The following is a 13,026-nucleotide window of genomic DNA, read 5'->3' on the forward strand; positions in this document are numbered from 1 at the left end:
TGGCCTGCCGTGATGCACGGCTGACCGTAGGAGCTGGCATGCCAGCGAAGAGGCCCGTAAGGACGCCTTAGCCCGCCGGGGAGCTTTCGCTGGCAAGAAAGCCTTCGCCAGCGAGCTGGCTCCTACAGGGCAGCATTACTGCCAGCCGAAGCGCCGCACGTAGAAGCCCTTCACCGCCTGGGTCAGGGCCATGTAGGCCAGCAGGATCAGCGGCAGGAACACGAAGTACAGCGACGGCAGCGCCTGCAGCTTGAAGTAGTGCGCCAGCGGGCCCATCGGCAGGAAGATCCCCACCGCCATGATGACGCCGGTCATCACCATCAACGGCATGGCCGCGCGGCTCTGCAAAAACGGAATCTTCGGCGTGCGGATCATGTGCACGATCAGGGTCTGGGTCAGCAGCCCCACCACGAACCAGCCGGACTGGAACAGGGTCTGGTGGTCCGGGGTATTGGCGTCGAACACGTACCACATCAGGGCAAAGGTGGTGATGTCGAAGATCGAGCTGATAGGCCCGAAGAACAGCATGAACCGCCCCACATCCGCCGGCTGCCAGCGCTGGGGCTTTTTCAGCATTTCCTCATCGACGTTATCGAAGGGAATGGCGATCTGGGAAATGTCGTACAGCAGGTTCTGCACCAGCAGGTGCATCGGCAGCATCGGCAGGAACGGAATGAAGGCACTGGCCACCAGCACCGAGAACACGTTGCCGAAGTTCGAGCTGGCGGTCATCTTGATGTACTTGAGCATGTTGGCGAACGTCCGGCGCCCTTCCAGCACGCCCTCCTCCAGCACCATCAGGCTCTTTTCCAGGAGGATGATGTCCGCCGCTTCCTTGGCGATGTCCACCGCGCTGTCCACGGAAATGCCGATGTCGGCGGTGCGCAACGCCGGGGCGTCGTTGATGCCGTCGCCCATGAAGCCCACCACGTGGCCGTTGGCCTTGAGCAGGCGGACAATGCGCTCCTTGTGGGTCGGGGTCAGCTTGGCGAACACGTTGGTGGTTTCCACCGCCTGGGCCAGTTGCTCGTCGCTCATGCGCTCGATGTCGTTGCCCATCAGCAGGCCCTGCTGCTCCAGGCCCACTTCGCGGCAGATCTTCGCCGTCACCAGTTCGTTGTCACCGGTCAGCACTTTCACCGCCACGCCATGTTCGGCCAGGGCCTTGAGGGCCGGCGCGGTACTTTCCTTGGGCGGGTCGAGGAATGCCACGTAGCCGATCAGGGTCAGCTCGCACTCGTCCGCCAGGCTGTAGGTATCGCGCCCGTCGATCATCGGCCGCGCGGCCACCGCCACCACCCGCAGCCCCTCTTCGTTGAGGTCGGCGGTCACCTGGCGGATCCGCGCCAGCAGGCTCTCGGTCAGGGCTTCCTCGGCTTCGCCATGGCGTACGTTGCGGCACACCGCCAGCACTTCCTCCACCGCCCCCTTGCAGATCAGCAGGTGCGGCCGGTCCTGTTCCGCCACCACTACCGACATGCGCCGACGGGTGAAATCGAAGGGGATTTCATCGACCTTCTGGAATGCCGTGCCGACCTTGAGCTCGCGGTGCACCTCGACGTGCTCCAGTACCGCCACGTCCAGCAGGTTCTTCAGCCCGGTCTGGTAGTAGCTGTTGAGGTAGGCCATTTCCAGCACGTCGTCGGAATCCTCGCCCCAGACGTCCACGTGTCGCGCCAGGAAGATCTTGTCCTGGGTCAGGGTGCCGGTCTTGTCGGTGCACAGCACGTCCATGGCGCCGAAGTTCTGGATCGCGTCCAGGCGCTTGACGATGACCTTCTTGCGCGACAGGAACACCGCGCCCTTGGCCAGGGTCGAGGTGACGATCATCGGCAGCATTTCCGGGGTCAGGCCGACGGCAATCGACAGGGCGAACAGCAGCGCCTCCATCCAGTCGCCCTTGGTGAAGCCGTTGATGAACAGCACCAGGGGCGCCATGACGAACATGAAGCGGATCAGCAGCCAGCTGACCTTGTTGACCCCGCTCTGGAACGAGGTGGGCGCGCGGTCGGTGGCGCTGACACGCTGGGCCAGAGCGCCGAAATAAGTGCTGTTGCCGGTGGTCAGGATCACTGCCGTGGCGGAACCGGAGACCACGTTGGTGCCCATGAACAGGATGTTGTCCAGGTCCAGGGGGTTGCTGGTGTCGGCGTCCTGCTGGCGGGGGAATTTCTCCACCGGCATGGATTCGCCGGTCATGGCCGCCTGGCTGACGAACAAGTCCTTGGCGCTGAGCACCCGGCAGTCGGCGGGAATCATGTCGCCGGCCGAGAGCACGATCAGGTCGCCGGGCACCAGTTGCTTGATCGGCAACTCGATGCGCTGAGCGCCCTTGACCTCGGCGGCGGCCCCCAGCAGGCGGCCGAGCATCGGCGCGGCCTGGGGCGCCGACCCTGGGCGCATGACCGTGGCGGTGTTGCTGACCATGGCCTTGAGGGCATCGGCGGCCTTGTTCGACTTGGCCTCCTGCCAGAAGCGCAGCAGGGTCGAGAGCACCACCATGGAGAAGATCACCGTGGCCGCCTTCATGTCTTCGGTCAGCCAGGAAATCACCGCCAGCAGGGTCAGCAGCAGGTTGAATGGGTTCTTGTAGCAGTGCCACAGGTGGGTCCACCAGGGCAGCGCCTGCTCGTGCTCGACCTCGTTGAGGCCGTGACGCTCACGCAGGGCATCGGCCTCCTCGGTGCTCAGGCCGTCGGTGTGGCTGCCGAGCCGGTCGAGCAGTTGCGCGGCGTCGCTGTTGGCCGCGGCCACCAGGGTTTGCGCCAGGGTCGGCGGCACGTCGCGGCTGACGCTGGCATCGCTGAAACTTTCCAGCAGTGCCAGGCGGCGGAAGTGCCGGGCGAAATGCCGGGTCCGCAGGAAGCCGGCAAAGAACTCTTTCAACAGGGTGAGCTTCATGGTGATGACTCCTGCAGCAACGGCGTAGGGAAAACCGCAGGCAGGTACGATCGGGCGTTGCCGGAGGGTAATCCTCCATGCATGCCTGATCCGCAGGTCCTGGACCTGCGCGTCGATGCCACCACGACACGGCAGCCGGCCGGGTCGAAGGGGAAATAGAAGTCGCCAGGAAGTGGCGTCGGGAAGCGAACCATAGAAGTTCGCGATCGGGATGCCGCATCTCGCTGGACGGCGAGACAGCGGCAGGAAAAAGGCTGCGCGCTATCTTGCCGGGACTGCGCCGGTTACTGAAACCGGCCGACTCCTGTCACTCGAACAAGTACCCACACTGGGCCTCCACTGATTGAAAACGCGCGCAGCTTACGCCGCACTATTTGCAGAGTAAACCGGAGGGAAACCCTGGCAGAGGGAATCGAAAAGTTCTTCAGCCAAGGTTCAGGAATGCCTTCGCCGGCAAGCCGGCTCCTACAAAAAACACCCGGGATAGCCCCGAATGGCAGGAGCCGGCTTGCCGGCGAAGAGGTCCGCAAGAACGGAGGTGGCGCCGATCAGCTGGCGGTGGCCAGCAGCATGTCACGCACCGAACGGCTGTGACCGCGGCTCTTGCCGTGTTCGTAGAGCGAATCGGCAATCTCCTGGGCACGGATCGGCAGCACCGACAGCAAGGTGTCGCTCAGGCCATGGCTCGCCTGGCTGAAGCCCTGCATGTAGACGCCGGCCTTGCAGCGCTCGTCGGTAATCACGCGATAGTGCCGATCCACTTCAAAATCACCCAGGTACTCCTGGAGCGGTGCCAGCAATTGACGGTGCATCTGGCGCTCATAGCCAGTGGCGAGCACTACCGCGTCATAGTGTTCAGTGGTGCAGGCCCCGGTGGCGCTATTGCGCAGTACCAGCTCGATGCCGTGATCGGTAGCGACGGCTTTTTCCACCAGGGTCAGGGTACGGAACGCGTGGCGGGCGATACCCGAAACCTTCTGGCGATAGAAGATTCCGTAGATGCGCTCGATCAAGTCGATGTCCACCACCGAGTAATTGGTGTTGTGATACTCGTTGACCAGGCGCTCACGCTCGCTGCTCGCTTGCTGGAACACCAGGTCGGTGAATTCCGGCGAGAACACTTCGTTGACGAAGGGACTGTCGTCTGCGGGCTTGAGTGCCGAACCACGGATAATCAAGTCCACCTGTACCGAAGGGAAGCTGTCATTCAGGTCAATGAAGGCTTCTGCTGCACTCTGGCCACCACCAATGATCGCGACCTTCATCTTCTTGCCGGCCACACAGGGTTGTTCAGCCATGCGCTCCAGATACTGGGAATGATGGAAGACCCGACGATCGCCCTTGAGCGCCTTGAAGGTATCGGGAATCCGCGGGGTGCCACCGGCACTGACCACCACCGAGCGGGTGCTGCGGGCGAACTCTTCCCCCTGGGAATTACGCGAAATGACCCGCAGCGCCTCGACCTGCTGGTTGTGCAACAGCGGCTCGATAGCCAGGACCTCTTCGTCGTAGCGGCTCTGATCCTTGAATTGAGCGGCTACCCAGCGCAGATAATCGTTGAACTCCATTCGGCACGGGTAGAAGGTCCCGAGGTTGATGAAGTCGACCAGGCGCCCATGGTGCTTGAGGTAGTTGACGAAGGAATAGGGGCTGGTGGGGTTGCGCAGGGTGACCAGGTCCTTGAGGAAGGAAATCTGCAACTCGCTCTGGGCCACCAGGGTATTGCCGTGCCAGCGATAATCGGCCTGTTTGTCGAGAAATAGCACGTCCAGAGGACCCTGAACCTGGCCGCGCTCCTCCAGCGCAATGGCCAGCGCCAGGTTAGAGGGACCAAAACCGATACCAATCAAATCGTGAACGATGGCCGATGCCATTGCCTGTGTCATGTCCAGTGTCCTCTGGAGAAGCCCCTCAACGTGGGGAATTACGCCGGTGACCTCGCCGGCCCATGCAGGCCAGCAGGTCGTCTGTTGAGTAGGAACGAGGACGATGAAAAAAAATTTAACCGCCTGGTGGTGTTGCCTTCAGACAAAAGCAAGCTGCCGATACGTCAGATTCAGTGCAGGGCTCTGCCCGGTTGACGAACACCGCTCGTCACTGAGCATCCCACTGACGCAGGCGCGACCGGCAATGCTTCATGGCATTGACGATGTGTTTCTCCACCAGGCTGCGGGAAATCCCCAGCTGTTCGGCGATCTGCGGGTGGGACAGGCCTTCGAGCTTGCGCAGCAGGAAGCTCTCGCGACACAGCCGGGGCAGCTCGGCCAGGGCCCGTTGCAGCATTTCCAGACGCTGGCCGTGATCCAGGCTGGTCTGCGGCGAAGGGTTGAAGTAACGCTCTTCGTTGTCCAGCACCTCCAGGGGCTCGGACTGGCGCAAGGCATTGCGCCGATGGCCGTCGATCACCAGGTTCAGGGCCGTGCGATAGAGAAACGCCCGCGGCTGCTCGATGGGGGTATCGCTGGAGCGCTCCAGGACCCGCACATAAGCGTCATGCACCACATCCTCGGCCACCTGGCGATTGCCCAGCTTGGCGTTGAGGAAGCACATCAGCTCGCGATAGTAGTTTTCCAACAGGGCTCCCGAGCGCCCACTGGGGCGGTTCTGTCCTTGAGCAAGTCCGGCCATGGCCGATTGCACCCGGTAATTCGTGATGGCTGTTTAGTAGCGGCGTAATTTATAGTAATTCTCATATAGATTTAAAGTAGCGCAGCACCGAGGTGGGTTTATTTTCAGTGTTCCGACAGCTGTAACGCCATGTGTCGGCAGTTAAATTCCCCCCCCGGCATCTCGTTTACCTGACAGCTCCCCGTCTCTGCCGTTCCTGCGGCAGCCGCAAGCCTGGCTGCCCCTTGTGCAGCTGGCCGTTGTGACGGGCCGATATCCCCTGGCCGGAACCCTGCATGAAACGTCCTCGCCCTACCCGACGCGCCCTGCTTGCCGCACTGTGTGTGATCCCCGTTGTTGCCATCGCTGCCTGGAAGTTCATCCCGGCAGGCCGTGACCAGTTCACCACCGTGCAAGTGAGCCGCGGCGATATAGAAAGCAGCGTCACCGCCCTGGGCACCTTGCAGCCACGACGCTACGTGGATGTGGGCGCCCAGGCGTCCGGGCAGATCCGCAAGATCCACGTCGAATCCGGTGATCAGGTCAAGGAAGGCCAGTTGCTGGTGGAGATCGACCCCTCCACCCAGCAGGCGAAACTCGACGCCAGCCGTTTCTCCATCGAGAACCTGCAGGCCCAGTTGCAGGAGCAGTACGCCCAGAACCAGCTGGCCCGGCAGAAGTACCAGCGCCAGCAGAACCTGGCGGCCGGCGGCGCCACCCGCGAGGAAGACGTACAGACCGCCCAGGCCGAACTCAAGGCCACCCAGGCGCGGATCGACATGTACAAGGCGCAGATCCGCCAGGCCCAGGCCAGCCTGCGCAGCGACCAGGCCGAACTGGGCTACACGCGCATCTATGCGCCCATGTCCGGCACCGTGGTCGCGGTGGACGCCCGCGAAGGCCAGACCCTCAACGCCCAACAGCAGACCCCGTTGATCCTGCGCATCGCCAAGCTCTCGCCCATGACCGTCTGGGCCGAAGTCTCGGAAGCCGATATCGGCCACGTCAAACCCGGCATGCACGCCTACTTCACCACCCTGAGCGGCGGCAACCGACGCTGGACCAGCACTGTGCGGCAGATCCTGCCGATCCCGCCCAAGCCCCTCAACGAATCCAGCCAGGGCAGCGGCAGCCCCAACAGCACCAGCAAGAGCGGCAGCGGCCGGGTGGTGCTCTACACCGTGCTGCTGGACGTGGACAACGCCGACAACGCCCTGATGGCGGAAATGACCACCCAGGTGTTCTTCGTCGCCAATCAGGCAAAAAATGTGCTCACTGCCCCCATCGCCGCCCTGCACGGCAGTACCGAGCCGGACCTGCAGATGGCTCGGGTAGTGGCCAAGAACGGCTCGATCGACGAACGCAAGGTCCGGGTCGGCATCAGCGACCGCCTGCGCATCCAGATCCTCGACGGCTTGAACGAAGGTGATCATCTGCTGATCGGCCCGGCCAACAGCAGCGGGGGTTGAATGCAGACGCCTCTGATCGACCTCAGGAACATCCGCAAATCCTACGGCGGCGGCGACAGCCCGCAGGTCGATGTCCTGCGGGGCATCGACCTGTCGATCCACGCCGGCGAGTTCGTCGCCATCGTCGGCGCCTCGGGCTCCGGCAAGTCGACGCTGATGAACATCCTCGGCTGCCTGGATCGCCCGACCTCGGGCGAGTACCTGTTCGCCGGGGAGAACGTGGCTCACCTGGACAGCGACGAACTGGCCTGGCTGCGCCGCGAGGCCTTCGGCTTCGTATTCCAGGGCTACCACCTGATCCCTTCCGGCTCGGCCCAGGAAAACGTCGAGATGCCGGCCATCTACGCCGGCACCCCGGCCGCCGAACGCCACGCCCGCGCCGCCGCCCTGCTGGACCGCCTGGGCCTGGCCAGCCGCAGCGGCAACCGCCCGCATCAATTGTCCGGTGGCCAGCAGCAACGGGTATCCATCGCCCGCGCCCTGATGAACGGCGGCCACATCATCCTCGCCGACGAACCCACCGGCGCCCTGGACAGCCACAGCGGCGCCGAAGTCATGGCCCTGCTGGACGAACTGGCCAGCCAGGGCCACGTGGTGATCCTCATCACCCACGACCGCGAAGTGGCGGCCCGGGCCAAGCGCATCATAGAGATCCGCGACGGCGAGATCATCAGCGACACCGCCACCAGCGATCCCTCAGTACAACTGAGCGCCAACGCCGGCGCCCTGCAAGCCGTGGACCTGCGCCAGCGCCTGGCCGACGGCAGCGAGCCCACCGGTGCCTGGAAAGGCGAACTGCTGGAAGCCATACAGGCCGCCTGGCGGGTGATGTGGATCAACCGCTTCCGCACCGCCCTGACCCTGCTGGGGATCATCATCGGCGTGGCCTCGGTGGTGGTGATGCTGGCGGTGGGCGAAGGCAGCAAGCGCCAGGTGATGGCGCAGATGGGGGCGTTTGGCTCGAACATCATTTATCTCAGCGGACACGCGCCCAACCCGCGCGCGCCGCAAGGCATCATCAGCCTCGACGACGTCGCCGCCGTGGCCACCCTGCCCCAGGTCAAGCGCATCATGCCGGTCAATGGATCGGAAGCCGTAGTGCGCTTCGGCAATGCCGATCACATGAGCTATGTCGGCGGCAACGACACCAACTTCCCGCATATCTTCAACTGGCCGGTAGTGGAAGGCAGCTACTTCACGGAGGCCGACGAACATTCCGGCGCCGCAGTGGCAGTGATCGGCAAGAAGGTCCGGGAGAAACTGCTAAAAGATGTCGCCAACCCCATCGGCCAGTACATCCTGATCGAAAACGCGCCCTTCCAGGTGGTCGGCGTGCTGATGGGCAAAGGTGCAAGCTCCGGCGACCAGGACAGCGACGACCGTATCGCCGTGCCCTATTCCGCCGCCAGCACTCGCCTGTTTGGCAGTCGCAACCCGGAATACGTGGCCATCGCCGCCGCCGATGCCGGCAAGGTCAAGGAAGCCGAACAAGCCATCGACCAACTGATGCTGCGCCTGCACAACGGCAAGCGCGACTATGAACTGACCAACAACGCCGCGATGATCCAGGCCGAGGCCCGGACCCAGAACACCCTGTCGCTGATGCTCGGCGCCATCGCCGCGATCTCGCTGCTGGTGGGCGGCATCGGGGTGATGAACATCATGCTCATGACCGTGCGCGAACGCACCCGGGAAATCGGTATCCGCATGGCCACCGGTGCCCGCCAGCGCGACATCCTGCGCCAGTTCCTCACCGAAGCGGTGATGCTCTCGGTGGTCGGCGGCCTGGCCGGCATCGGCGTGGCCATGCTCATCGGCGGCATCCTGATCCTCAGCGAAGTGGCGGTGGCCTTCTCCCTGGCCGCAGTGCTCGGCGCCTTCGCCTGCGCCCTGGCCACCGGTGTCATCTTCGGCTTCATGCCGGCCCGCAAAGCTGCCCGGCTCGACCCGGTCACGGCCCTTACCAGTGAATGATCGATTGATGAAAGCATCCCTGACCCTTGTTGCTGCCAGCATCTTGCTGGCGGCTTGCAGCGCCCCCGGATCACGCCCGGACAGCGGCCTGCAAGCCCCTACCACCTGGCATGCAAGCGCCTCCCCCGCGGCCCAGGCCGACCACCGGCAATGGTGGAGCCAGTTCGCCAGCCCGGACCTGGACCGCCTGATCGCCCAGGCCCGCGATGGCAGCTTCGACCTCGCCGCAGCCATGGCGCGGGTACGCCAGGCCCAGGCCAGCGCGGTGATCGCCGGCGCGCCACTGCTGCCCGAGCTCAAGGGCGGGCTCAACGCCAACCGGCAGAAACTGCTGCGCGGCAAGGGCTACAGCCAACTGGACGCCACCAGCGACAGCAAGGCCGTGGACTATTTCGACGCCAGCCTCAGCGCCAGCTACGAGATCGACTTCTGGGGCGGCCGCCACGCCGCCCGCGACAGCGCCCTCCTGGGCGTCAAGGCCAGCGAATTCGACCAGGCCACGGTGGAACTGACCCTGCTCAGTGGCGTGGCCAACAGCTACACGCAGGCGCTGGCGCTGAGCGAACAAAGCCGAATCGCTCGGCTGAACCTGGACAACGCCCTGAGCGTGCTCAAACTGGTGCAAACCCGCTACGACTCGGGCTCGGCCACTGCCCTGGAACTGGCCCAGCAACGCAGCCTGGTCGCCGCCCAGCAACGTCAGTTGCCACTGGTGCAGCAACAGGCCGAGGAAGCACGGATCACCCTGGCCGCCCTGCTCGGGCAACCGGTGCAGGACCTGCGCCTGGGCAACCAGGGCTTCGCCGAGCTGCAATGGCCGAACATAAACGCCGGAGTCCCCAGCGACCTGTTGACCCGGCGCCCGGACATTGCCAGCGCCGAAGCCAGACTGGCCGCAGCCCAGGCCGATGTCAAAGTGGCGCGGGCGGCCATGTTGCCCAGCGTGACCCTGAGCGCCAGCCTCGGCTCCGGCGCCAGTCACGCCCCGGATCTGCTGCGCAGTCCCTTCTACAACCTCGGCGCGGGGCTGGTGGCACCGATCTTCAACGCCGGGCGCCTGAGCGCCGAACGGGACAAGGCCACGGCCCAGCAGGAAGAACTGCTGGAAAGCTATCGCGGGGCGATCATCAATGGTTTTGCCGATGTGGAAAAAGCCCTCAACAGCATTCGCGGCCTGGACCAGCAACGCCAGTGGCAGAGCGAGGAGTTGAATCAGGCGCAACGGGCCTTCGAGATTGCCCAGAGCCGCTACCAGGCAGGCGCCGAAGACCTGCTGACCGTGCTGGAAACCCAGCGCACCCTGTACGCCGCCCAGGATCAGAACGTGCAATTGCGGCTGTCACGGCTGCAGTCGAGCATTGCCCTGTACAAGGCCCTGGGTGGCGGCTGGAATCAATGAATCACCAAAGGCTCGCATGGCCAGCGGTATCACCACTGGCCATCGTCGCAGCGACGGCCAGGGCGCTGATGACCTAGAATCGTCCGACCACCCACAGACGCGAGCAACGCCCCCACCATGCCCCTTGGAACCGAGCTGGACGCCGCCCTGGCAGACGTGCTGTCGATGCTGAAAAGAGCATTCCCGAACGGAGTCAGCCCAACCGATTACCCTCCTCTTCTGGCAGTGCTGTATGAACATCTGTCAGATCGGAACCTGGCGAATGTCATCTCGCAGCTCACCCACAAGGACCCGGATCTGGTGCTCAACGAGATCTACGAGGCCGTGACCAGCAAGAAACCGAAAGCTCAGGACATAGAATCGCTAGCTCGGTTCCTGAACCATCACGGAGCGTCTGAAACCCTGGCCGACACCTGATGCCTCGCCCCTCAAAAAGACCAGGACAATGAACTTCAGTGAATTTGAACAACTGCTGAATGCCAAGAAGAACCTCCATCCGATCTGGTTTGAGCTCCCTTCGGACAGCGCCGCCACCGAGGAGGACATCACCGAGGCTCAAAATGACCTGGTGCTGCGACTTCCTGTCGAGTACCGCCAGTTCCTGCTGAAGCATGGGGGCGGCTACTTTGCCTTGGGAATCGTCTACTCACTGGACAGAGACAGCGATTTCAACCTGGCCAGAATCAATCGACAACACCTACTGATTGGCAAGTGTCATCTGTTGTTTTCAGAGAACGGCTGCGGCGACTTCTACGGATTCCGGATTGAAAATAATCAATGCCTGGCAGAGGTGTGCTTTTTTGATCATGAAACCCAAGCATGGCAGCAGACCGGATACCCAGAACTGTTCAGCTTCCTGGCCGAAGTGGCCCTTTCGATCTGACCCCCCCTAGCAACGACCTCCAGACTCGAAGTTCGCGATCAGTCCGGCTCCACTACAGCAGCCGCTGCCTGACCTTCAAATGCCGCGCATACCAGGGCCGGCGCGGCACCTTGCGCAGCAGATCGGCCAACTGCTTTTCATCCTCGATAAAGGTGATGCGCAGGGCCAGCTTCATGGTTTCCGGGTCCATCTCCACGGTCTTGCCGGTCTGCAATCCAGGGATAGTGCTGCAACCGTGGGTCACCGGTCCCAGCCAGGGATCGCCGGCCTCGACCCAGCGCCCCGGGGCGAACCAGGGCACGCCATTGACTTCCAGACGCTTGAGCTCGCCGGGATGGAAACGCTCGTGGGCGCGGAACCAGTCCTCCAGGCGGTCGTCGATCCAGCCATGGAAACGCCAGAACACCGGGCTGACATGGGAAGAAAACGGGTCGCCGAGAAAGTCGTTTTCCGGCTGGTACCAGCGCGGGGAAAAGTCCGCCGGATCGCGGGCCATGGGCACCGGTGCACCGCTGGAAGGATCACGCGGCACCGAGGCCCAGCGCATGTGTAGCCAGTCGTGCAGGCCCAGTTCAATCTCCGAGCCGAACTGACCCAGGCTCAGGTTCGCCAGGTAGCGCGGGTCGCGGTACTGCGACTCCCAGACCTGGAAGTTGCTGTGGTAGGTCTCGCCGGCCTTGATGTCGCTGACCCACTGGCTGTAGTCGTCATCGTCATCGGCCAGCCACGCCGGGGGCAAGGAACCGCCGTCATGGTTGTCAAAATAGCGGGCGAAGCCCAGGCGATCACGCAGCAGTTCCGGCTGCGGCAGGGGGAAATACTGCCAGGACGGCAAATCCTGCATGGAACGCGCCGTGCCCAGCATGTGCCGGTGCATGAAGAAGAAATCGATGCCCGAGCCGTTGCGATCCTTCTTCGGACCGCGCGCATCGCGCTCCTGGCCCCGGGGGCCGGGCTGCCAGCCGATGCCGCGCAGGGCGTCACGCTTCTCTTCGGAAAGCCGGTGCCACTTGTCCCGGGTCGCGTGCCACAGTTGGTGGAACAAACGATGCTCGGGCGACACCAGCCAGGCCTGCAGCGTCGGGTTCAGGCCGATACGCTGGCGAGCCTCGGGAAACATCTGCTTGGTGGCGACAAAGCGGTTATCCAGGGCAGGCAACGCCAGAGGCCGGTCCAGGCGCTCGACACGGCCACTGAGGGTGCCGCTGCCGGCATTGGCGAAATCGGCCCAGACCTCATCCAGGCTCATCTTGAATTCATAGGCGGCGGCGCCGTCCGCCGCCGAGACCGGAACCAGGCGCCAGTACATTTCACCCGGCTGCGGGCTCACCAGATCACCGACAATCCGGTAACGCGGCTCGGCCGCGCCACGCAGGCCTTCGGCGGTGTCCAGGTAGCCGCGCAGGCCGCGACCGCGCTGGGCGATGTCGAGGAACAGCTCCAGCCCCTGGCGCGGCAAGCCGTCGAGCCCGGCATCGGCACCTTCGAAGCGAATGCTCCAGACGCCCCGCAATTGGTCCGCCAAGCGTTGCCCGGCGGTGTCTGCCAGGTCCACCGTGGCTTCGCCCGGGGTGACGGGAAACTCTTCCTCACGCGTCAACTCGCGATGCACGTAAAACGCCGCCGGCACTGCAGCGCCAGTCAGCGCCAAGCCCGCCATGAACCCTCGTCGAGAAATCGTCATTGCCCTACCTGTGTCAGCCCTGATGCAGGCTTTATCCAAGCTAGAACGTTTATTGCCCCAGGAAATTTACCGCCCGCGCAGGAGGCTTAAATTTCCTCGTCACTGGCTC

The 13,026-nt window shown here is 63.6% G+C and carries 9 protein-coding genes; 5 read left to right on the plus strand and 4 right to left on the minus strand.

Features of this window, described 5'->3' with window-relative positions:
• Positions 1-135 precede the first annotated feature (135 nt).
• From mgtA to AC07R1_RS10170, 3 genes are all read right to left on the minus strand, one after another.
• The gene (gene mgtA, locus AC07R1_RS10160) at positions 136-2,901 is read right to left on the minus strand and encodes a magnesium-translocating P-type ATPase (RefSeq protein WP_019094664.1); all 2,766 of its coding nucleotides are present in this window, start codon (positions 2,899-2,901) and stop codon (positions 136-138) included.
• A 548-nt stretch (positions 2,902-3,449) separates the two neighbouring features.
• Entirely contained in the window at positions 3,450-4,787 is a 1,338-nt protein-coding gene (locus AC07R1_RS10165; protein ID WP_123397507.1) for a lysine N(6)-hydroxylase/L-ornithine N(5)-oxygenase family protein, read from the minus strand.
• Positions 4,788-4,995: 208 nt separating this feature from the next.
• Positions 4,996-5,478, minus strand: a complete 483-nt coding sequence (locus AC07R1_RS10170) for a sigma-70 family RNA polymerase sigma factor (RefSeq protein ID WP_026020154.1) — start codon at positions 5,476-5,478, stop codon at positions 4,996-4,998.
• Positions 5,479-5,804: 326 nt separating this feature from the next.
• On the opposite strand from AC07R1_RS10170, the gene AC07R1_RS10175 reads away from it, so the two are divergent.
• The 5 genes from AC07R1_RS10175 to AC07R1_RS10195 all read left to right on the plus strand — a co-directional run bounded on the left by AC07R1_RS10175 (position 5,805) and on the right by AC07R1_RS10195 (position 11,233).
• Positions 5,805-6,977, plus strand: a complete 1,173-nt coding sequence (locus AC07R1_RS10175; RefSeq protein ID WP_015636412.1) for an efflux RND transporter periplasmic adaptor subunit — start codon at positions 5,805-5,807, stop codon at positions 6,975-6,977.
• Complete coding sequence (locus tag AC07R1_RS10180; protein WP_495110488.1) at positions 6,978-8,951, plus strand: MacB family efflux pump subunit; 1,974 nt, start codon at positions 6,978-6,980, stop codon at positions 8,949-8,951. It begins immediately after the preceding gene.
• 7 nt (positions 8,952-8,958) lie between these two features.
• Entirely contained in the window at positions 8,959-10,350 is a 1,392-nt protein-coding gene (locus AC07R1_RS10185) for an efflux transporter outer membrane subunit (RefSeq protein WP_342402293.1), read from the plus strand.
• Positions 10,351-10,467: 117 nt separating this feature from the next.
• A complete protein-coding gene (locus AC07R1_RS10190) occupies positions 10,468-10,767 on the plus strand; it encodes a DUF3349 domain-containing protein (protein ID WP_495110489.1) in 300 nt (99 codons plus the stop codon).
• Between the two features lie 28 nt (positions 10,768-10,795).
• Complete coding sequence (locus AC07R1_RS10195; protein ID WP_495110490.1) at positions 10,796-11,233, plus strand: SMI1/KNR4 family protein; 438 nt, start codon at positions 10,796-10,798, stop codon at positions 11,231-11,233.
• A gap of 52 nt (positions 11,234-11,285) precedes the next feature.
• Here AC07R1_RS10195 and pvdP read toward each other — a convergent pair whose 3' ends face one another.
• Positions 11,286-12,917: a pyoverdine maturation tyrosinase PvdP gene (pvdP, locus tag AC07R1_RS10200; RefSeq protein WP_495110491.1), complete on the minus strand. Its 1,632-nt coding sequence runs from the start codon at positions 12,915-12,917 to the stop codon at positions 11,286-11,288.
• Positions 12,918-13,026: the final 109 nt, after the last annotated feature.

This window comes from Pseudomonas sp. GW821-FHT07F01, assembly GCF_059418825.1.

What these genes read in the sequence shown, in the direction of transcription:
- AC07R1_RS10175 (WP_015636412.1), top strand. Translation starts at nt 5,805, where the DNA reads ATGAAACGTCCTCGCCCTACCCGACGCGCCCTGCTTGCCGCACTGTGT.
- AC07R1_RS10165 (WP_123397507.1), bottom strand. Translation starts at nt 4,787, where the DNA reads ATGACACAGGCAATGGCATCGGCCATCGTTCACGATTTGATTGGTATC.
- pvdP (WP_495110491.1), bottom strand. Translation starts at nt 12,917, where the DNA reads ATGACGATTTCTCGACGAGGGTTCATGGCGGGCTTGGCGCTGACTGGC.
- AC07R1_RS10190 (WP_495110489.1), top strand. Translation starts at nt 10,468, where the DNA reads ATGCCCCTTGGAACCGAGCTGGACGCCGCCCTGGCAGACGTGCTGTCG.
- AC07R1_RS10180 (WP_495110488.1), top strand. Translation starts at nt 6,978, where the DNA reads ATGCAGACGCCTCTGATCGACCTCAGGAACATCCGCAAATCCTACGGC.
- AC07R1_RS10185 (WP_342402293.1), top strand. Translation starts at nt 8,959, where the DNA reads ATGAAAGCATCCCTGACCCTTGTTGCTGCCAGCATCTTGCTGGCGGCT.
- mgtA (WP_019094664.1), bottom strand. Translation starts at nt 2,901, where the DNA reads ATGAAGCTCACCCTGTTGAAAGAGTTCTTTGCCGGCTTCCTGCGGACC.
- AC07R1_RS10195 (WP_495110490.1), top strand. Translation starts at nt 10,796, where the DNA reads ATGAACTTCAGTGAATTTGAACAACTGCTGAATGCCAAGAAGAACCTC.